Source organism: Bacteroides sp. NGMCC 1.200775 (assembly GCF_040798045.1).
Taxonomy (GTDB): domain Bacteria; phylum Bacteroidota; class Bacteroidia; order Bacteroidales; family Bacteroidaceae; genus Bacteroides; species Bacteroides hominis.
On record NZ_JASCQK010000001.1, the window covers coordinates 515,897 to 536,675 of the forward strand.

Annotated in this window: 18 protein-coding genes and 1 pseudogene; 6 read left to right on the forward strand and 13 right to left on the reverse strand. The window is 40.9% G+C overall.

Features of this window, described 5'->3' with window-relative positions; genetic code table 11:
• Positions 1-100 precede the first annotated feature (100 nt).
• The 3 genes from QK890_RS02290 to QK890_RS02300 form a co-directional block, all read right to left on the reverse strand.
• Positions 101-1,228: a response regulator gene (locus QK890_RS02290; protein WP_005805597.1), complete on the reverse strand. Its 1,128-nt coding sequence runs from the start codon at positions 1,226-1,228 to the stop codon at positions 101-103.
• 34 nt (positions 1,229-1,262) lie between these two features.
• A complete protein-coding gene (locus tag QK890_RS02295) occupies positions 1,263-2,201 on the reverse strand; it encodes a UDP-glucuronic acid decarboxylase family protein (protein WP_005777113.1) in 939 nt (312 codons plus the stop codon).
• A 139-nt stretch (positions 2,202-2,340) separates the two neighbouring features.
• Positions 2,341-2,658 carry a hypothetical protein gene (locus QK890_RS02300; protein ID WP_005805595.1) on the reverse strand — a complete coding sequence of 106 codons (318 nt, stop codon included), beginning with the start codon at positions 2,656-2,658 and terminating at the stop codon, positions 2,341-2,343.
• A 243-nt stretch (positions 2,659-2,901) separates the two neighbouring features.
• Here QK890_RS02300 and QK890_RS02305 point away from each other — a divergent pair, with 243 nt between their 5' ends.
• Positions 2,902-3,861 (forward strand): hypothetical protein, encoded by a 960-nt coding sequence (locus tag QK890_RS02305; RefSeq protein ID WP_032537476.1) that lies wholly within the window; start codon positions 2,902-2,904, stop codon positions 3,859-3,861.
• Between the two features lie 248 nt (positions 3,862-4,109).
• On the forward strand, positions 4,110-5,069 hold the full coding sequence (locus QK890_RS02310; RefSeq protein ID WP_367627261.1) for a hypothetical protein: 960 nt from the start codon (positions 4,110-4,112) through the stop codon (positions 5,067-5,069).
• A gap of 114 nt (positions 5,070-5,183) precedes the next feature.
• On the opposite strand, the gene QK890_RS02315 is transcribed toward QK890_RS02310, so the two are convergent.
• The 7 genes from QK890_RS02315 to QK890_RS02345 form a co-directional block, all read right to left on the reverse strand.
• Positions 5,184-6,164 (reverse strand): FimB/Mfa2 family fimbrial subunit, encoded by a 981-nt coding sequence (locus QK890_RS02315; RefSeq protein ID WP_032539358.1) that lies wholly within the window; start codon positions 6,162-6,164, stop codon positions 5,184-5,186.
• Between the two features lie 33 nt (positions 6,165-6,197).
• Positions 6,198-7,757, reverse strand: a complete 1,560-nt coding sequence (locus tag QK890_RS02320) for an Mfa1 family fimbria major subunit (protein WP_005805588.1) — start codon at positions 7,755-7,757, stop codon at positions 6,198-6,200.
• A gap of 38 nt (positions 7,758-7,795) precedes the next feature.
• Complete coding sequence (locus QK890_RS02325) at positions 7,796-9,247, reverse strand: DUF3868 domain-containing protein (RefSeq protein WP_032539359.1); 1,452 nt, start codon at positions 9,245-9,247, stop codon at positions 7,796-7,798.
• Positions 9,248-9,272: 25 nt separating this feature from the next.
• A complete protein-coding gene (locus QK890_RS02330) occupies positions 9,273-9,839 on the reverse strand; it encodes a DUF3575 domain-containing protein (protein WP_032539360.1) in 567 nt (188 codons plus the stop codon).
• A 338-nt stretch (positions 9,840-10,177) separates the two neighbouring features.
• Positions 10,178-10,723 (reverse strand): ParB/RepB/Spo0J family partition protein, encoded by a 546-nt coding sequence (locus tag QK890_RS02335; protein WP_005777096.1) that lies wholly within the window; start codon positions 10,721-10,723, stop codon positions 10,178-10,180.
• Positions 10,720-12,024 carry a DUF3440 domain-containing protein gene (locus tag QK890_RS02340; protein WP_005777093.1) on the reverse strand — a complete coding sequence of 435 codons (1,305 nt, stop codon included), beginning with the start codon at positions 12,022-12,024 and terminating at the stop codon, positions 10,720-10,722. Before QK890_RS02340 ends, QK890_RS02335 begins: the two co-directional genes overlap by 4 nt.
• Positions 12,021-12,416, reverse strand: coding sequence for a hypothetical protein (locus QK890_RS02345; RefSeq protein WP_032539361.1), 396 nt, complete (start codon positions 12,414-12,416; stop codon positions 12,021-12,023). The genes QK890_RS02340 and QK890_RS02345 overlap by 4 nt, the downstream gene beginning before the upstream one ends.
• A 200-nt stretch (positions 12,417-12,616) precedes the next feature.
• Between QK890_RS02345 and QK890_RS02350 the strand changes: the two genes are divergently transcribed.
• Positions 12,617-13,465 carry a helix-turn-helix transcriptional regulator gene (locus QK890_RS02350; RefSeq protein WP_005805577.1) on the forward strand — a complete coding sequence of 283 codons (849 nt, stop codon included), beginning with the start codon at positions 12,617-12,619 and terminating at the stop codon, positions 13,463-13,465.
• Between the two features lie 18 nt (positions 13,466-13,483).
• Positions 13,484-13,807 (forward strand): hypothetical protein, encoded by a 324-nt coding sequence (locus tag QK890_RS02355; RefSeq protein ID WP_005805575.1) that lies wholly within the window; start codon positions 13,484-13,486, stop codon positions 13,805-13,807.
• Between the two features lie 109 nt (positions 13,808-13,916).
• On the opposite strand, the gene QK890_RS02360 is transcribed toward QK890_RS02355, so the two are convergent.
• A complete protein-coding gene (locus QK890_RS02360; RefSeq protein WP_005777087.1) occupies positions 13,917-14,384 on the reverse strand; it encodes an Lrp/AsnC family transcriptional regulator in 468 nt (155 codons plus the stop codon).
• Between the two features lie 156 nt (positions 14,385-14,540).
• On the opposite strand from QK890_RS02360, the gene QK890_RS02365 reads away from it, so the two are divergent.
• Both QK890_RS02365 and lepB read left to right on the forward strand, forming a co-directional pair.
• The gene (locus QK890_RS02365; protein WP_005805572.1) at positions 14,541-14,978 is read left to right on the forward strand and encodes a DUF2000 domain-containing protein; all 438 of its coding nucleotides are present in this window, start codon (positions 14,541-14,543) and stop codon (positions 14,976-14,978) included.
• A gap of 583 nt (positions 14,979-15,561) precedes the next feature.
• Positions 15,562-16,095 (forward strand): signal peptidase I, encoded by a 534-nt coding sequence (lepB, locus tag QK890_RS02370; RefSeq protein ID WP_032530200.1) that lies wholly within the window; start codon positions 15,562-15,564, stop codon positions 16,093-16,095.
• Positions 16,096-16,407: 312 nt separating this feature from the next.
• On the opposite strand, the gene QK890_RS02375 is transcribed toward lepB, so the two are convergent.
• Positions 16,408-17,982 (reverse strand): arylsulfatase, encoded by a 1,575-nt coding sequence (locus QK890_RS02375; RefSeq protein ID WP_367627145.1) that lies wholly within the window; start codon positions 17,980-17,982, stop codon positions 16,408-16,410.
• 62 nt (positions 17,983-18,044) lie between these two features.
• A pseudogene (locus tag QK890_RS02380) lies at positions 18,045-20,728 on the reverse strand (glycoside hydrolase family 2 TIM barrel-domain containing protein).
• Between the last annotated feature and the right edge of the window lie 51 nt (positions 20,729-20,779).

The window sequence follows — 20,779 nt, forward strand, 5'->3', positions numbered from 1 at the left end:
AATAAAATGGTGCAGACTTATTTTTAGAAATATAGTCTGCACCATTTTTATCTACTTGAATAGTCTGATTCTCAAACGATCCACCCAAACTGCTGAAGCCTTATTTTTTCAGTGGAATAGAAAAATAGAAAGTTGAGCCTTCACCCTTAACAGAAGTAAACCACAACTTACCTCCATTCTTCACTACGAAATCCTGACACAACAGCAATCCAAGTCCCGAACCTTCTTCATTATTAGTCCCGAAAGTACTGAAGTGCGTATCAGTGTGCAATAGTTTCTTCTGACTTTCTTCATCAATACCACATCCGCTATCCTTCACACTAACGATTGACATTCCATCCATATCTTCTACTTTTATGAGGATCTCAGAACCTTCATTACTGAATTTGATAGCATTGCTTATTAAATTGCGTATAACTGTTTTTATCATATCAATATCAGCATATACAGCCTGATGTTCCGGTGCTTCAATACGCAAATGAATATTCTTCAAACCGGCCACCATTGAGAAAATCTCTCCAACTCCCTCCACAACTTCAACCATGTCAATATCCTGATATACAACTTTAAGTTTACCTATCTGACTTTTTGTCCACTTCAACAAGTTGTCCAACAGAGAAAATACATCTTCAGTAGTCTGATTAGCCATGGTCAGCAGTTCGTACATGTCTTCACCTATTTTTTCTTTGGGCAAACTCAAGATCAGCATATTAAGTACCATCTTAATAGATCCCATAGGCGAACGAAGATCATGAGCTATAACCGAATAGAGCTTATCACGCCCGATAATAGTCTTTTTAAGCTCCTCCGTTTTAGCTTCAATAATACGTTTGGCTGCTACTAAAGAAATTTGGTGTGTGACACGAATAATCAACTCTTCCTTATTAAAAGGTTTAGATATAAAGTCATTGCCACCTACCTGAAAACCTTTCACTATATCGGCAGTGCTATTCAGTGCTGTCAAAAAGATAATTGGAATATGAGCTGCTTCGGGATCAGCCTTTAATTTCTGAGAGACTTCAAAACCGCTCATGTCCGGCATCATCACATCCAACAATATCAAATCCGGATTCTCTTTTTTCACTTGATCCAGTGCCTGGGTTCCATTACAGGCTGTCACTATGTTAAACTTCTCATTGGTCAACAATACTTTCAGCAAAAGGACATTTGACATTACATCGTCTACAATGAGAATTTTATATTCCGAGGGATTAATTTCCATATTCATCTTTATGTAGCTTTAATCTTGAGTTCTTATTTTATTATAACGTGTACTTCTTTTTAAAATAATCAATCATACGATCCAGACCTTCATCCAACAAAATTGTAGGCTGCCATCCCAGCTTTTCCTGTGCCAAACTGATATCAGGCTTACGCTGTTGAGGATCGTCATGAGGCAAAGGTTTGAAAGTTATCTTTGACTTCGACCCGGTTTTCCGGATAATCATCTCTGCCAACTGAAGCATGGAAAATTCATTGGGATTACCAAGATTTATAGGTCCCGTAAAATCATCATCCGTATTCATCATCCGAATCATACCTTCGACCAAGTCATCTATATACTGAAAGCTACGGGTTTGCTCACCGGTCCCATAGATAGTTATATCATCGTTCTTCAACGCCTGAATGACGAAATTAGAAACCACTCTCCCATCATGGGGCAGCATCCGTGGACCGTATGTATTGAAAATACGAACAATTTTAATACGTACGTTATTCTGGCGGTGATAATCCATAAAAAGGGTCTCAGAGCAGCGTTTCCCTTCATCATAACAAGAACGGATACCTATCGGATTGACATTTCCCCAATAAGATTCCGGTTGCGGATGTACCTCCGGATCACCATAAACTTCACTGGTCGAAGCCTGCAGAATTTTAGCATTAAGCCTTCTGGCTAATCCTAACATATTGATAGCTCCCATCACCGATGTTTTAATGGTCTGAATAGCGTCGTACTGATAATGTATGGGAGAAGCCGGACAGGCAAGATTGTATATTTCGTCTACTTCAGCACTATATGGGAATGTTATATCATGACGTACCACTTCAAAATGGTGATTATCCATTAAATGGATAATATTTTCTTTTGATCCGGTAAAAAAATTATCCAGACAAATGACGTCGTGTCCCTCGTTGATTAGCCGAGTACAGAGATGTGAGCCAATAAACCCGGCACCTCCGCTAACTAAGATTCTTTTCATGTAATTATTTTATAATGACAGAGGGCAAACGTGCGCCCTCTATCATTTAGATCTGCACAAATGTAAACGATTTGATTAAAATATGCAAGTTTTCCGAACACATATTTTTAATAAAAAGCCGCCAATTCTAAAAATTCATTTATACTCCGAACGTGCTGCGCCAGCTTTCAAATTCCGCTTTTTTTTCTTCCGGAATGCTGATTTCCATTTCATCTGCTCGACCCGTCTGTACCAATGTGTGTTCAACAAACTTCTCAATCATGGCATTACTCAGCATAACACACTTCAGTACAATCTCATATGCATGATAAATACGATCAAAAGCATTGAACTGCGAATACAAAAAACAAAGATGACGCGCCGAATTATCGTGTGCACTCCAACAATCTCCTTCCTTATACAAAAAAATACGGCTTTTATTGTCTATTTCTCTAAATAATACTTTTTCTAAATCCATAATAATCATTTTTAGGGGTTTAACATAAAAACGGAACTTCCGACTCGGTGTATACAAAGCTACATCAGGATCAGAAGATATTCGTGACCGATAGAATGTTTCTGTTTCAGAAATGCTTTCTCTCTATCTACATTAAGCGGTATCAACTCACTTATTATGCAAATAGAGGCTGCAAATGAAAAAATAGTTGCGAATACCGAAACAAGCCAGGGTGCAAATATGTTAAACAAAGAAACAAAGGCTATGATAATAAACGAATTAAATACAGGCTTAATAGAAGCCGCAAAAGAAAAAGTTCCGGCCGGAGCCAATCTGGCAAATACATTGATGGATATCTTATATATAGGTAAAGAAGCTATTTATCGCCGCCTGCGTGGAGAAGTACCATTTACACTGGCAGAAGCTGCTGTCATTTCAAGAAAATTAGGAATATCGCTCGACAAAATGATTGGTGTGAGTTTCAGCAATAACGCAGTATTCGATCTTAATGTAGTACACCATAGTAACACATTCGAGACTTACCATGACATCCTCACAAGATATGTCAATGCATTCGACAGTATCCGTGAAGACCCTACAACAGAAATGGCAACGTCATCGAATATTTTGCCTCAGGCACTATATCTCAAGCATGATATTCTTTCGAAATTCCGTTTGTTTAAGTGGATGTATCAGAACGAAAATATCAGATGTAAACACTTTGACGAACTGGAGATTCCACACAAAATATATGATGCCCAAAAAGACTTCGTCAACATGACACAGCAGATGAGAACTACAGATTACATCTGGGATAATACCGTTTTTGAACATGTTGTGAGAGACATACAGTTCTTCTCGGAAATCCATCTGATATCTGAAGAAGATAAAGAAATGATAAAAGATGATTTACTACTTCTGACGGAAGAATTGGAGGAACTCGCCGGGAAAGGTAAATACGAAACCGGCAATGATGTACGCATCTATATTTCGAATATTAAGTTCGACGCCACTTACAGTTATGTGGCAACCAGCAACAGTCACATCAGCATGATACGTATATATTCTATTAATGCCATTACTACCCAGGATGACGGCATGTTCCGCAGTTTGAAAGAATGGGTGCAGTCACTCAAGAAATTCTCAACACAAATATCCGAAAGCGGAGAGATGCAACGTATACGCTTCTTTAAAGAACAGCGTGAAATAATAAACACCCTGTAACTTTCTTAAAACGAAAAACGAAACAACTGGGGAGAATAGTGACAATTATCGAAAACAGGTGGCATTGCCATCTGTTTTTTTTCATTCCCAACCTGTCTTTCCGACAATTATTTCCCAATCAGAAATACCTTCTTTTTTCCACACATGATATGCCACACAAAAGTTCGGGTTACTTACTCTATATTTGTATATGCCACAAGCTATTACAATTATTACAATATTATTAATCAATAACCCAAATGGCAGTTATGAAAAATTATATCGTTAACGAGCTTATTGCAGCAATGAAAGAGCGGATTCCCCGGGGAATAAATCTGGCTAACTATCTGACAGATGCGCTATGCATGGGAAAAGAAGCTGTATACCGAAGATTACGGGGAGAAGTAGCCTTCACTTTCGACGAGGTTGCACTGGTTTCATGTAAACTGGGGATATCAATCGACCAGATTATTGGGAACCACCAGTCAAACCGGGTGACTTTCGACCTGAACTTACTGCATTCACCCGATCCCCTGGAGAGTTATTATGAAATTATAGAGCGTTATCTTCGCATCTTCAATTATGTAAAGGACGACAGTAGTACGAAGATATATACGGCTTCCAATGTGATCCCTTTTACTCTTTATTCTTCGTATGAATACCTATCGAAGTTCCGTTTATGCAGATGGATTTATCAGAACGGGAAAATACGTACTCCTAACAACTTGTCGGGTATGCAAATACCCGTCAAAGCGGTAAATGCCCACAAGTTATTGAGTGAAGCAGTTAAGGCGTGCAGAAAGACTTGTTTCATATGGGATAGTAACGTATTCTACTCGTTTGTGAAAGAAATGAAATACTTTGCCGGATTAAATCTGATCTCGGAAACAGACCTGATGCATTTAAAAAACGAACTGGTACTGTTGCTGCATGAATTGGAACAAATATCCGCAAAAGGAGAATTCGGTAACGGAAACAAAGTGGCCATTTACTTATCGAATATCGACTTTGAGGCAACCTATAGCTATATAGAAAAGAAAGATTTCCAGATCAGTCTCCTCCGGGTATATTCCATTAATTCGATGGATTCTCAGAGCCCACGAATTTGCGGGATACAAAAAGATTGGATACAATCGTTAAAAAGACACTCTACACTGATCTCAGAGAGCGGAGAGGCACAAAGAATCAGCTTTCTTGAACAGCAAAAAAGTTTTATCGACGCATTATAAGCTTACCCGACGAAGATATGCATAAAAAAGATGGCTACGCCCTTTAGTATATAGGGTGTAGCCATCCCGACGTTTGGGTGTAGCCATCCGCCCCAGATGGCTACACCCTCCCACCTAAACTCCATCGACCTCTTGTTTCCGAATCAACCAACCGTTGATCTGCACATCCACACTAATATAGTTTCCATTGCTATCCATGCCCTTAAAGAACAAAATGATACCATGCTTATCAGCACGATCCAGATATTCCTGCAGAGGTAAATCAGAATATTGCTGAAGCCTCAACGCGTTGAGATACTTATTCAGAGAGATGTCAAGAATCACATTGCCCGATGGCTTATGTGTAATAACCAATCTGTTTTCTTTGTCAGTCATCAGTCGCAATGTGTTCAGTTCGGCTATAGCTCCGGTTTCAGAATCGTTTTCGGTATGGTAAGTAGTATATTCTACTTTCTCGTCCGTTTCATCTCCCAAAAGGCCGTTTTCATGATCGTACCTTCCATTGGGTGAAACGATCCGAAAATCATAATCATCCACATCAATGTTGCTATCATCAAGCATTTGCATGATAATGCGAAATTTTTTCGTATTTTTCAGCAACGAGACAGTAGTGACATCATTATTATATTGCGGAGACACTTCTGCCTGCTTGCCATGCCATAGCAGATGGAGTTCCCTGTCGACCACTCCCCCACCACTCCGGGTTTTCAAGTTATTGACGCTGACCTCCAGATCCGCCAGTGTAGATACTCCGGGAGTGAGTGCAACCTTATCATACGACTCGCCGTACAATCCGGACCAAGCAACAAAAATATACTTCTTGCCTGACATGGATTGAGGTAAAGTCATCAGATAATCCGGTGCAAAAGCACCGGATTTTTCTTCAAGTTCTGTCACAAATACGCCTTTTTCATCGAATACATACAAGTTCATCTTGGTTGCCTGCTTATGAAACAGGTCTATGTATTCCAGGTTGTAGTCGTATACAAAGCGGACATAAGAATTGCAATCTTCATCCATCCCGTCTCTGACGCAGGAAGCACATAGCAGAAGGCAGCAACATGCAACCTGTATGTATCCGATAAATCTGTTCATAGCTACTTCAGTTTAGTTTAAATAAGAAAGAATTTATAAAAGTTCCTCTACATTCTGATTACGGATATACCACCGCATAATGTTGACATCTGCCGAGATCCAAGAGGTATCTTCATCATCCGGATCTGTTCCCGGAGGATTGATCACCGGCTGTCCCGGACCAATAATCTTATTGATGCTAAGTTGGTAAACGTTATTACGCACTACGCCATAACGTCCATATCCCATCAGTACGGGTACCATATTATTGGAGAAATGGCGAATCAGGACAGTATAATAGCACACTCCTTCATAGTAGAAATTAAGGCCACCCACCGAAAATGAAGCCGTAGGCGAGTTAAACGCATTCGGATTCCATGCCAGTACATCGTTGATAGCCTGTTCCAATCCGGCGTCACGCAATTCCTGAGGAATCAGGTTCCTGTCATTCACCATGTCTCTCATGGCTTCTACTCTGATAGCATTACCTTTGAAATAGTAGAAGCTGATGCCACCACTGTTACGAGTTGCCACCGATCCAAAGCCATTCGGTGTATAAGTACCACTGATCACTACGCGGGTAGTAACGTCATGGCGCTGTTCAACAGCTTCCATTGTATTTTCCAGAGTATAATCATAATCATCAAAATCCTTCGTCAACTCCGGAGTTCCGGACAGGTATTCAAATTGCCCGGCAGGATTTCCACCATTCCATGCACTGAATCCGGTAAAGTTCGGGTCCTCGGCATATCGTTCTTCCCTGTATCCGCTATTGAGCTGTTCCATTTCGCCCGGCACACCACCCGAATTAGCGATAAAAGTCATTTTACGCATCCAATAAGTATACTGGTTGGTTACATCCAGCCCCCATTTCAAATTATCAATCCGGTCTCCGTGCGGCACTACTTCAGGCACCCCACTAACAACCACTTTTGCTACTGCACGCTCTACTTCTACCCTCACCGGATTTTCCTCAGCCATCCGCTGATTATCCTTCAGCTCTACTTCAGGAACAAAAATAAGATCCTGATGATTGGTCATATAAAAGTTATTGTCTGCGGCAATACCATAAGGCTGTATCAACGACTCTTTTGTCATGTTGGCAGCACGTGATAAATAACTTCTGGGATTTCCTTGTTCGGTTATTTCCAGTAATTCGCCGGGAGGATTGATCAGAATAAGCAATTCATAGTCCTGCTTCACCACTTCACGCCCCACCGTCACAAAACGGCTCACTGTAGGAGTAGCCGAAGGCACGTCTTCTCCTCTGACTACATCTCCTCCGGTAAATTCATTCACTCCATCAGTAGATACATTCAGGTCCCAAGAGTATCGCACCGTATTATTCTTGGTTTCATACAGCACCATGCGTACATGATTTACCACCTGTTCTTCTGTACGTCCCGAGGTTGTCGGGTCGACTGCCACCCGGGTACCGGCCAACGAACCGGTAGATAAGCGCATGGAGAGAAACGCTTTCTCCGTTGGTTCCGGCACTTCTTTACCGGGACTGCCGCCAGGGTCAAAATTCTCTTCATCGCTACAAGATACCATCATCATCATTCCGGCTCCGATTGCGAGGCCGAACATTAGTTTTTTCCATTCTACTTTCATAGTTCTACAATTGTTTAATTAATAAATACATTTATTGGTCACTCCTGGGTTTTTAGCCAAGCCGCTAACTGCCCCATATTGTATACTGCCGTTTGTATACCGGCATTTATTGCTTTCTCCAGATATTCTCCTCCTTTCCCATATTCCTGTTTCATCAGGTAGGCCACTCCTAAATTATTCCACGCTTCGGGCATATCCAGCTTTTGGAGACGAATAATAGCAGCATCTACAGCACCCTTCTCCAATTCGAGTGCCGCCGTATTAAGCTGTGCTATCGGATCATCGGGATAAATACGAGCAGCTATGTCGAACACTTCTTTAAACTCCTTGCTATCCTTGGGATAGGTATCGGCTACAAGAAACATCTCATTCAGACTGAGATACCGGGGTTTTGTTTTAATCAGTTCTTTTGCTTCATCTACATTGAAAGCACGTGCCACATAGGCAATGGTATATTCGTTACGACGCAAAGGCGGATAATAGTCTTGCAATAGCATTCGGTAGGTAACGCCCCCATTCAAAGCCTGCAACCGATTCTTTCGCTGGGTAATATCAGTCTCCCCATCGATAAGAGCGAGTATAACCTCTTTATCATTCAGGCGAGAAGCTGCGACTTCATTACGCAGACCTGTCCAGTCTTCTCCCTTCCAATCAACGGTTAACAAAGACCTGTCAACTCCCCCACGATTCCGCAAATAACCGACCAACGCCAATGCCCGATTTTCCGACAACTTCATGTTACGATTGTAATTGCCCTCAGGTGATGCATAGCCTGTAACCTTAAATTCCGTTACAGTCAGGTTGGAGTCATTATGTATCTCATGGACAATCCGATCTACTTCAGCAAGTACATTGGCATTATTCTTATAATTGCGTAACAAAACGTGTTTATCTACTTCGAAATTCAGACGGGCCGTATGCGTCTCGCTACGTTGCTTCAACGGTTCCACCGGTGGAGTTACATAGCTCAATTCATACCGGGGCGTAAACACCTCGTCAAATACCGATGTCATGACAATATGCTCATCCCGCCCGACAGCACAATCGGCACAACCGGTCACTTTTTCATGGAAAACAAATCTTGACTGCCGCATCCATTCATCATATGGTAACCTGAGATGGATATCCACCATCTGGGGCATTCCGTTTTTCCGTTTTTCGACAAGCATAGGAAGCGTATCAAAATCAGCAGAGCCAAAAGCCAAAGCTCGTTTCAGGGCCCGATATCGCTTGGGTCCGGCAATCACTACAGGAGCAAACTGTTTCTGTTCCCCGCCTCCGGCAGATTGCAGAATCGGTGTAAGTACAACCATTTGCTGACTACCCAACTTCACGGTTTCCAAATCAAGGGATACATCCAGATTCAACTCCCCTCCCTTCCGGACTACATGATGCTGTCCAAAAACGATATGACCTTGATAAGTATTTTGCGCTTGAATGCCCATGCTATAAAGAACAAAACCCAATATCAGAAAATAAAACCTTTTCATATCTTTCATTTTTAAAAAATTCAACTTAGCGAATAAAATAGACTAAAGAGACAGCTGCTTTAGTAGGACCTACATAATTTTTATGTCCACTCTTTATTTTAGGGCTACAGTTCACACAACGATATTTATCGTATACCCAATGAGCATATCCCACTCCGACCGAGGCTTCCAGGTTCCAACGCTTACTCAGCACCCACTGATGTCCCACACTGACGCCTCCTCCATAGAAATACCCTTCATAACGATGATCTTTGAGTGAAGGAAACATCTTAAAAGGCAAATGGATACCGGCCACGCTAAATTCACCCCCATGCAGGTGTAATCCCCAAAAGGTTCCATTGAAACGTTCGCAGGTCCAGTAACGAAATTCCGGCTGTACCAGCCAATGCTTGAAACGCTTGTTCCCCCCCAACGTAAACGGATTGTAACCGCCATACAGGTCGAGTGTGGTTTTCTTGCCCAGCCCTATCTCCAATGCCAGATTCGGTGTAGTGGTAGCATCATACAGAAGGTTGTTTTTCAGAGCGACATGCTGTGCACTTATGGCTACTGAAATCGATATTGCGGCTCCAAACAGAATTAGCTTTTTCATACTCGTTTCTTCTATTATATATACTGACTAAAAAACTTGCTCAAAATGAACATGACAAATATCGCGGAATTGTATCATTCCGGGAATTGTATTCATTTCTCTTATAGAAGAAAAAAGAATAATAAAAATTCTAATAATGAGGCTTTAATGAAATGAAGTTGCTAAATGTAAAAAAGGGAGGGGAAAGTTCTGCGTAGTTTCGCTTTCCGCAAATAAAACAGCAGTATGTTGCGATCCGGGCAAAAAGAAGGGGCAAAAAAACAGGCATAGATTCTACACAGAATATGCCCGCCAACGATGGGATATATACTTGTAAAATCTATGCCTGAAAGACTAATTTAACGGGCAGGCTTCTTATCGACATTTCCTGGCTGGTCCTCTTCAGGAATACTAAAGTCGCGGTTGGCAAACAGATCAGCCAGACCCGATATTTGCTTTAAGCGCAACAACTCATCCCGATCCATACCAATATTCTTCATTATCCATTGGTCGGACATGCCTGCTTTATCCAGTTCGGCAACAATGTGACACATCAATTCTATATTGTGTGTACCCCGGGCACGATTATGGCGGATAGTGGAACTCATACGATTGGAAAGATCTTTGTCGATCACCACTACAGGCAACATCCCATTTTCTCTCTGAAAGATACGTTTGGAGGTCTTCAGCACAGAATAACGATGGAAACCATCGACAAGGATATAAATATCCTTCTCCTTATCATAATAACAAACGCAAGGCATAGTGAACCCATCCTCCCAGATAGAAAGTTCAAGGAGCTTCATTTCCGGAGGAGCCACTATATTGGGATTGTAATCATTGGCCTGTACTTTTTCAACCGGAACCGCAATTACATTATATACCGGACTTTTCTTTATACTCATTGCAATATGTTTTTATATTGTTCGATTACTTGATTTCGTTTACTCATCTCCTCTTTCGTCGGAGAGAATCCCATATACTTGCAAGCATGATCATTTTTCAAGATACAGATACACATACGCTTGTAAGTGGGAATTTCCCTGAATTCCGGAATATCGACATCATCCTGATATTCCATACGAACCGGTTTCTTGTTCGTTTTATAGTTGGAGCTATCCATAACGATAATAGGCACTTTTGCCGCATTCAGTCTACGAATTGTTTCGTCACTCAGACATCCTCCTTTTGTACGCCAAAACTGAACGCTGACCTGCAACTTACGAAGATATCCGTTTCGGGTTCGATCGGGTAAAGTGGAAAGCAGGAAATACATAAATTCCCGCCAGGTATATCCTTCCGGAAGTTTGATGGACTGCCATCCCATCGCATGAGTTCCTCCATACATACTCGTAAAATTGACCCCATTGACACGGCCTATCATTTTCCCCCATGTATTCGGATCAATAGCACGATAAAGTGCCAGGCTCTCTTGCGCCTCACCTATGAACGGACTGGCTACACGCTGACGCTCCAGATTAACTCCTGCCCAGTAATAATAATCATATAGTTTATTGTAATCCCACTTAAATTTCCCGTTAGCTGTCCATACATCCGTTGTCTTCCAGTCATATATAGGGTACGCATTAAAGATGTCGTTTCCCACCTTTGAGGTCCATCGATAGCGATGATACATCTGATATTTACGATTGAGATAGATACAACGCCAACGATTGAAACTTTCTTGTGTACGGATACCAATCAGGCAACAAGTACGCACGGCATCCTTTTTAGTATGCAGCCAAGAGGCAAAACGCATCTGGAACTCATAGTCCCACATCTGTATATTATAAAAAGGAAAGTCTTCCTTCGTCATGGCATTCTCAGGCATCGGACGTACCCACAATTCCTTTTTGCTGTCCTCCCACGGACGCCAGAAAGACTGATACATGGATGTACAGGTTGCTACCCGGAACGGTACACAGACACGATATACTTCCAGAATATCCTTATTTTCCTCCAACATACGGGCAATGTAATCAATTGTCATTTTATATTGTATCTCATAATCCATATGGAAAACCCCGAGTTTTATTTTCAGGTTATTCTTACGGATATAATCAATACATAAACTCAATAACACCCCGCTGTCTTTACCTCCCGAAAAGGAAAGATAGACATTATCAAACTCATTGAAAATGATACGCAAACGTTCCTGCGCTAACTCATATACATTTTTAGGGGTAGTTGCTGTTTTAATCATCATTCATCTTTTTGCATTTTTACATAACGTTTCCATGCCTTATCTACTATAAACCCATGTTTTTCAAACACTGCCTGATGCTCGACCATGACAACGGCACACAACCGTACTTCCGAGCCGATTGCCTCCAAGGTGGTGGTAATTAATAAAGAGAGTGTTTCACGGTTATCATCACAGACATAATAGTTATTGATAACACAACCGCTTCTCCTCCGCTCCACCGGCATGAAGCCAACAACAGACTTTTTATCTACAGCAATGAACCACACATAGTGTTCAGTCGTTTTAAAAGGATAATTATTATTTGCACTCAAAACATCCGGATTCATCACTAACGGAGCTATAAGTTGGTATAAGCGTTTTTCTGTTCCTTGCACTTGTATTGTTTGTATCATGGTATCAAAGCCCTTTTGGTATATAATCTATGCAAATGGCAAAAATAGATAAAAAATGAAAGCAAAATGCAGATATAACTATAAAAAACCAAAAAGAAAAAAGATGGCACGATTATAAAACATTGTGTCTTTTTAATATAAAACTTCCCGCTTTCCTTTTTTGTTCTTATATAATTATTAAAATAAGAAATAGCTTGACTATGAAATTATTACATATAAAACGACACACCACTTGCCTCAATTATGTATCTGATTACAACATATGCTTTATTCACCAAAGACTCTTTTCAGGAGGCGATTTTAAAGTAGATAATCATCATCACTCGTGCATTTTATTTCTTTTAAAAGGAGAACTCCTGACATCTTGCAGTGAGTTCCACAATCAACAAGTTGCTGAAGGAAACATGATTCTCTTTCCCCAAAACGACCCGAATAAAAGCAAGAGCATGACAGAGACAGAATTTGTATTGCTATTCTTTGACAACCAGATAAATCTTTATAATAAGACGTCTATCGAATCGCTTACCATTCACTCTGAATACGAAAATACTTATTTCTACTCCTTACCTATCTATCCCCCATTGCGACATGTGTTGGATAGTATTTGCTACTATCTAAAACAGAAGGTTCAGTGTAGCCATATACACGAATTAAAACAAAAAGAGGTATTCATGGCATTCGGAACATTCTACAACCAGACAGAAATGGCACATTTCCTGATGCCTATCATAGGACGAGATCTAAACTTCAAGAGTTTCGTACTCGCAAATTACAGACAAGTACGAAACATCAAACAGTTTGCACAACTATATCATTGCTCCGAACGTTCTTTCAACCGTAAATTTAAAAGTTGTTTTCATGATACTCCCTATAATTGGATTCTCACCCAAAAAACACGCCACATCAAAGGGCAATTAGCTAATCGCGATATACCCATCAGTGAGATAGCCCGAACTTTTCACTTTGCCTCACCCTCACATTTCACCACCTACTGCAAAAAAAAGCTTGGAATCACTCCAAGTGAATTCAGAGAAAAAATTGCAGAATAAGAAGTCCTGACCCGAAAAATGGAAAAAATAGAATTTGTATTGCGACGGGAACAAAATAACAGAAATGGCATTTATCTGAACTACGTCAACGGCTACTGGTATACTTATGAATGGTCGGCTTTCTTGTTATGTATGCTCTTCCCGGAAATCGAAGTAAGAAAACTTTTTGGAGTGCAGCCTCAAGAGAGTTACGCCATAGCACGAGTAAAAAAAACAATTATAAAAAAGCTTGAAAAGAAATATCCGACATCCGTGATGGATGACTCCATCAAAATTTTGCTTCCTCCTTTCAACGAAGATGAAAATATCTTCCTGAATTGGAAAGCATTACTCCCTCCATAAAATCGATTATCACAGCGTCTCACTAAGAAAGGCACTGCAGAACAGTACATTGGATATTCAAATATTAGTGAAAAATTCTTATTTTATAGTTAGTCCCCCCCCTTATAAATCATTTATCGATATTTAATACGGTTGTATGTTTAATTTCACTCAAAACAAATGAGCTCTGCATTTTAATGATACCGTGTACCTTAGTCAGTTTCTCAAAAACAAATTGATTATAAGCATCCAAATCTTTTAAAACTACTTTAATGAAGAAGTCGTAAATACCACCGGTAGAATAACATTCCATGATTTCATCTATATTCTTTATCTCTTCTTGAAAACGTTTAATATGTTCGTCATCATGAACTGCCAGAGAGACATTACAAAAGACAATTAACGGCAGTCCTATCTTCTTATTATCTACCAAAGCAACATACCCTTTTATATAGCCATCATTTTCCAGCCGTTTGATGCGTTCGTATATCGGAGTTTTGGAAATATGAAGCTTCTCTGAAAGCTCCTTAGTGTTTACCTTAGCGTCTTTCTGTAATACCTGAAGTATTTCAATGTCGGTTTTGTCTAATTGCCCCATAGTCTTTTTTCCTATTTTAAATGGTTTAAGTTCTCCTTTTCAGGAAAATAGAATAGAAAAACAAGCAAATATAGGAATAATATCGTATTTTAAACCGACATATAGGAAAATAATCCATTATAGATAACTTTGCAAACACAAAAGCAATATAAATATATGGAAACAAAGAATCTTTCAAGTGCCACACACAAATGTGTTTTAGTGATTGATAACGCCCAACCTACGGGCATAGTAGCTAACATTGCCAGTGTCTTGTCCATGACACTTGGATGTAAAGTCAATAACATTGTGAGTCATGATGTATACGATAAACAAGGCGAAAAACATTTAGGCATAACCCAACTCCCAATTCCTATACTTGGAGCTTCGCAAGAAAAGATAAAAGAAATCCGTAAGCTATTCAATTCTTTAAAAATAGAAGAGCTGGTATTAGTCGATTTTTCTACTATTGCTCAACAATCTAAAACTTATGATGAATACGAACGGGAAATGTATAGTGCCAATGAAGCAGACCTGCACTACATTGGCATTGGAATTTGTGCCGAGAAGAAAATTATAAATAAAGTAACCGGCTGTTTAAGCCTGATCAGATAAAATGTATAAAAATAAGAATATACTATACCCTATTATCTCTTTACTGACGGTTGTTATACAGGGTACCATTTTTGTCTCTGCCAAAGTATTAATCAATGAAAGATTACCACTGGTAGAGATTCTATTATGCCGTTTTATTTTAGCTTATTCATGTATATGGATAATATCACACGGAAAACTTTGGGCTAATTGCCCGAAGGATGAATTACTTCTTTTCCTTGCGGGATTATGCGGAGGTTCTCTGTATTTTATTGCAGAAAACACAGTTTTGGGAATAACACCAGCTTCCAATTTATGCCCGGAACATTGCAACACAACAGAAAGAATCAGAATCATTTGAAAAAAACGCAATAGTCCAAACTATTTGGCATATTCTACTATGCCATAAAAAACAATCGTTATATTTGCTTACGAAACAGGCATCCAATTTGGATATACGTTCGTTGGTCGATGTTGAAACATTCGAAGGAATATTGAATTTTCAATACAAATTAAATCTTAAAACATTATATAAAGATTACATAAAAGTTATTGAATATTATCTAAATCATGACGAATTCCTGAATAAATAAAAGTTGAACTTATGAGAAAGCGATTGTATTCACTTGTCGTACCATTGATATTGGTAGCATGTAGTCAAAAAGTTGAATTGGGTAGTACCGGAATGTATCCGAACTATCAAGTTGGTGAAGTGGTTAGTCTTATTCCGGTAGACTCCCTGACTTATGGAGATGTGATCGCATATTATGCATATATACCCGGCTTTCAGGAGAGGGCATTTAAACGAATTGTCGGACTTCCTGGTGACACTATCCGTTTTCAGGATCAGCAATGTATCATTAACGGCAAGAAGTGCGAATGGGAATTTATACGAAAGCTTTTCTATGAAGATGATGAATGTGAAGAGTATTGTGAACGTCTGCCCAACGGCATAAAGGTAAATATCTGTAAAAGCGTTGTACCCATAGATTCGACAACGGCTACCACGTCTGCGATTGTTGTTCCGGCGGGCAGCTACTTCGTTGCAGGGGATTACAGAAGTGGCTCAATTGACAGCCGTTCGCAAGGATGCATAGCTGCGGATTCAATTATCGGTAAAAGTGCAAAAAGAAAATGAATATCTGAGGATATCCCCGATTTATCATACCACAAAACAATGAATAGCAAGAACTTCAAATAGGTTAAAGTTGATATCACTTAAGCGCAACGAATTTTTTGTATACCTAAAAAGCCCATTGTTCAACGATACAGATGAACTAAAAGAGGGTGTGTCAAAACTCACCACAGAGGACACAGAGTAACACAGAGTGATTTTTAAGTTATTGATTATCAACATTCTTATTCTGTGATAATCTGTGTAATCTGTGGTAAAAAGAGTTTTGACACAGCCCCGGATATATACAGTTCCTATTAAAACATGGAACATTTACTATTTCGCTTCTCTTCCGCTTTGATCCGGGTTTCGCTCTATATAGTATTTGATTCTTTCGGACCAGGGTTTATCTTCAAGTGGAAACACATTAGAGCGTTCCGCCCATTTATTCCACTTAGCCTCCAGCTTTTTCACTTCTTTCGGATATTGAGTGGACAGATCTTTTGTTTCAAATGGATCCGTCTTTAAATCAATTAGTTCCCATAGTTCATTCTGGCTGCCACGTACCAGTTTCCAATGATCGGAAATAATAGCGCAGGAACTTTGGTGTTCAAAGTATAATTCTCTGGGCTTTATTTTTTTCCCATTGATTGAAGGAAGTAAGCTTTTACCTGGCAAATTATCTTTGAAATCCGAAGGGTAAGTGGCTGTGGCAAGATCTATACAAGTAGGCAGTATATCAATAATATGAGCCGGTTGTCTGCAAATCTGACCTCTCATCTTATTTTTTTCAGCATCTCCATAGAATAAGATAAAAGGTGTACTTGTACCTCCCTGAAAACATTGTGACTTATAACTTCTATAAGGGGTGTTACTCAAGTCAGCCATAAGCTGTCCCAAATATCCGCCTTCTTTTGTTGCACCATTATCACTTAAAAAGATAAATACGGTATTATCCAGCATCCCTTTTTGCCTGATTGTTTCCACCAATTCACCAATTCCGCTATCCACGATTTCAATCATAGCAGCATAAGTAGCCATATCGGTAATCCATTGTTCCTGTTGTTTTCGTGTGAGTGTTTCCCAAGAAGGACGTTTTCCACCAAACTCTTTTTGGAAGACGGGATAATCCATTTCGTCCGGAATGAACTTCAACTTCTTTAATCTGTCGAAACGTTGCTTGCGCAGCACGTCATATCCCACCTTATACCGATTTATGCATTTACCCACGCGATCAGCAGGAGCCTGAAGAGGCAAGTGAGGAGCATAATGAGCCACGTACATAAACATTGGTTTGCCTGCAGGATGTTGTTTGACAAAACTTACTGCCGAATCGGTGATGGCAGTGGTGTAATAATAATCATCGGGGAATTCTGTAATTCGGGTCAGATTACTGTATACGGGAGTCGGTTTATAATAATTCCCTCCTCCGCTCAGGCAACCGTAATATTTGTCAAAACCTCTCTGGGCCGGATAGCTGCCGTTAGGAGCATCAAAAGCTCCATCTACTGTAACGTGCCATTTGCCGCTCATATAAGTGCTGTAACCATTCGCCTTCATCACTTCGGCAATAGTAGGGATGTTTTTCGTAATCTGTCCTCTGTATCCGGGGCGATGTTCATCTACTGCCATCATCCATCCCATGCCCGCCTCATGCTGGTAGTGCCCTGTCAGCAAAGCAGCACGGCTGGGGCAACTTCTTCCTGTATTCTTGAACAGGCTGAAGCGAACACCGTTTTCTGCAAGACTGTCGATGTTTGGGGTCTGGATTTCACTTCCGTAACAACCCAGGTCGGAAAAGCCCATGTCGTCACATAAAATCAATACAATGTTAGGAGGAGTATTTGTCTGGGCCTTTATACAGGTAAGCCCGACTCCTAACAAGAATGAAGTATACAATACTCTGTTCATATGATTATAATTTAAAATTGAAATAAATATGTGTTTATTCTATCCACAGCAAGCCGGGGTGATTATTCAAAGTCACTCTGCTGTTTTTCTACCTCTTTTAGTTTCAGGCGGCTTAATTCCTGTTGCAGATCAAGGACACGCTTTTCACAATCAGAAGAGACAGTAATTGCTTTTTCGTTGTTACGCCCGTCTGTTGATTGGGCTTGTGCCAGTTCCTCTTGCTATCAGAGTATGCTCTGAAGGAAAAGTGGAAATAATCAATTCTGCCGGAACGGGAGTCTGTTTGCCTTGCCATACCACCGATGCGCGAATTTTGATTTCTCCGGGTGTAGTAGTTGACCTTACCAGCACCGGGGCAGTTCCCCAAAGTACCGGACGGGGATTGGTAAATGTCGCTTCATCGGCAACGAGCTGCCCCTGTCCTTCAATCTCAAATTTGACTTCGTAGTTATTCAAACGTTTGATATTCCCGTTTTCATCTGCGATGGCGGCTATGATTGTCACTATGTCCGAACCGTCCGCTTTCATCTGTACTTTCTCATCGTCCGCCCAAAGCAATAATTTCACGGGACGACGGGCAGGCGTTACTTTATGTGTCACAACCACCTTTCCGTTCATTATTCCTTCCGCCAGGAGATAAGAATCCGCCTGTTTGTTTTGTCGTGCCAACTTTTTGTCGTGCATGACATCAAAGACATCCTTAAACATGATAACCGGTGAAGGCATTCCGGCTTCATTCGCCGGCTTATGGTAAGTATATTGCTTGCCTCCCTTACAATAGGTAAGGCGAACTTCATCGCAGTTGCTATATACTGTCACATCTTTTGGGGAGAAAGGAGTCATCGCATTGGCTATGTAAACCATCGGTCCGTTATCGGCTATCAGTTCTTTGTTGGGTTCGGCAGGACGCTGGGAACAGAACATATAATAAGATAGCTTGGGTTGCCGGAAAGCATCCATGATTCCCCCGTAGAACGGATCGGGATGATAGCCTCTCTGGTGGTCGAAGGAGTGCCAGAGGCAACCGCCTATATGTTGTCTGGGAGTCCTGTACAGTATATCATAACTTGTAAGCTGATAATCATTCTTGGCATATCCCTGTGCCTGAATCAGCATAGGCACTTCTCCCCAGCTGCGGTTGACCCGGCTCGGTGAGTTATGAGAGTTCCAGTCGTCCACATTATCTCCCCCATTCGCGGGTGAAATAACTGATTTTAGGGTCTAAATCTTTGGAATTAAAGGCTCCGCCGCCACCGTTTATCGGGTGGGTAAATTGGACGAAGAAATATTCATGTCCGCGTGCCGTCGCATCACATCCGGCATAACAATACAGATATGGATATTCTTCTTTGAGAACATCTACTACCTTCTTGGCGAAATCCGCTGGATACCAGGTTTCATTCAGGACCGGTTCCCACATCCATACGCAAGGATGATTACGGTCCCGGCGAATCATATTGCGGATATCACTGAATACTCTCCGGGCAAAGATCGGCTTGTCATTCCAAAACTGCCACCCCGGTGTATTGACAATCACAAAGAGTCCTAATTCATCGCAAGCATCCATAAATGCCGGATCTTGCGGATAATGGGCATTCCGGATAACACGTAATCCAGCATCACGCAACTTTTTCGCATCGCGCCAATGCAGACTGTTGGGCAGGGCATTGCCTATTACAGCATAATCCTGATGACGATTGGCTCCTATCAGAGGATACGGATACGGCTTTCCATTCAACCAGAAGCCATCTTTTCCCTTGAATTCAATGCTGCGAATACCAATACGGCGGCAATATCCGTCAATGATGTTATCGGCTTTGTCTTTCACATAAATGTGCAGTTTGTAAAGGTAGGGAGTGTCGGGTGACCAGAGGTGAGGCTTTTCGACAGTTGCTTTACAGGAAAACTGTCTGGCAATCCCGTTACTCACTGACAAGCCGGTTTCTTTGGTAAGAATGCATTTGTTATCTTGATCATAGAGTTCATACGTTATTTTTCCGCCAAAAGATTTTCCGGAGTTGTTGCGTATATGGGTGTCCAATTTCAACTGTGCAGACAACTCGGACACTTTGTCGAAGGAGACAAACAGCCCGCCTCCGGCAGCCTCGTCTTCATAATTGGGATCGGTAATAAATACCTGGTTGTGGACTATCATCCAGCAGTCGCGGTAAATTCCTCCAAAATAAGCAAAATCCAATGCGTCCTGTGGTTTTCCGGGAGGATAATCGGGATCATCACCATTGTCCGCCCATACGGCAATTACATTATCTTCTCCGTATTTCAGGTATGGAGTGACATCAACGATTACAGGCAGATAACCACCGAAATGTTCCTTCAGCAACTTTCCGTTCACCCATATTCTGGACTTTCCCATAATAGCTTCGAAATGGAGGAATTGCTGTTTGCCCCTCCAACACGGTTCGGGAGTAAAATGTTTCCGATACCAGACCTCACCCTGATAATTGACGCATCCGCTGGCCTCAGTGGGGAGATACTCTATGCCATCCGGCAATGATACGATATTCCAGGCCTTGTCATTGAATCCCGGCCGTTCCGCTCCTTCGATATTTCCTTTATGAAGTCTCCAGCCGGGATTCATACTATACACCGCACGTCCTGTGTTGGGAAGTGAATAAAAGCCGGCAGTGGAATAAGATGGCTGGTAGCCGTCTGCATAAATACCTGTTGCTTCGGTCAACATCAGACAGATAAGCACAATTTTCCAAAAGATTAAAGAAAATCTCATAATTCTTCTATTTTACTAAATTAGGTATTTTTCTGTATATCAACGATAGAC

Coding starts and splice junctions, on each gene's coding strand:
- QK890_RS02290 (WP_005805597.1), bottom strand. CDS start 1,228: ATGAATATGGAAATTAATCCCTCGGAATATAAAATTCTCATTGTAGAC.
- QK890_RS02295 (WP_005777113.1), bottom strand. CDS start 2,201: ATGAAAAGAATCTTAGTTAGCGGAGGTGCCGGGTTTATTGGCTCACAT.
- QK890_RS02300 (WP_005805595.1), bottom strand. CDS start 2,658: ATGGATTTAGAAAAAGTATTATTTAGAGAAATAGACAATAAAAGCCGT.
- QK890_RS02305 (WP_032537476.1), top strand. CDS start 2,902: ATGATAATAAACGAATTAAATACAGGCTTAATAGAAGCCGCAAAAGAA.
- QK890_RS02310 (WP_367627261.1), top strand. CDS start 4,110: ATGAAAAATTATATCGTTAACGAGCTTATTGCAGCAATGAAAGAGCGG.
- QK890_RS02315 (WP_032539358.1), bottom strand. CDS start 6,164: ATGAACAGATTTATCGGATACATACAGGTTGCATGTTGCTGCCTTCTG.
- QK890_RS02320 (WP_005805588.1), bottom strand. CDS start 7,757: ATGAAAGTAGAATGGAAAAAACTAATGTTCGGCCTCGCAATCGGAGCC.
- QK890_RS02325 (WP_032539359.1), bottom strand. CDS start 9,247: ATGAAAAGGTTTTATTTTCTGATATTGGGTTTTGTTCTTTATAGCATG.
- QK890_RS02330 (WP_032539360.1), bottom strand. CDS start 9,839: ATGAAAAAGCTAATTCTGTTTGGAGCCGCAATATCGATTTCAGTAGCC.
- QK890_RS02335 (WP_005777096.1), bottom strand. CDS start 10,723: ATGAGTATAAAGAAAAGTCCGGTATATAATGTAATTGCGGTTCCGGTT.
- QK890_RS02340 (WP_005777093.1), bottom strand. CDS start 12,024: ATGATGATTAAAACAGCAACTACCCCTAAAAATGTATATGAGTTAGCG.
- QK890_RS02345 (WP_032539361.1), bottom strand. CDS start 12,416: ATGATACAAACAATACAAGTGCAAGGAACAGAAAAACGCTTATACCAA.
- QK890_RS02350 (WP_005805577.1), top strand. CDS start 12,617: ATGAAATTATTACATATAAAACGACACACCACTTGCCTCAATTATGTA.
- QK890_RS02355 (WP_005805575.1), top strand. CDS start 13,484: ATGGAAAAAATAGAATTTGTATTGCGACGGGAACAAAATAACAGAAAT.
- QK890_RS02360 (WP_005777087.1), bottom strand. CDS start 14,384: ATGGGGCAATTAGACAAAACCGACATTGAAATACTTCAGGTATTACAG.
- QK890_RS02365 (WP_005805572.1), top strand. CDS start 14,541: ATGGAAACAAAGAATCTTTCAAGTGCCACACACAAATGTGTTTTAGTG.
- lepB (WP_032530200.1), top strand. CDS start 15,562: ATGAGAAAGCGATTGTATTCACTTGTCGTACCATTGATATTGGTAGCA.
- QK890_RS02375 (WP_367627145.1), bottom strand. CDS start 17,982: ATGAACAGAGTATTGTATACTTCATTCTTGTTAGGAGTCGGGCTTACC.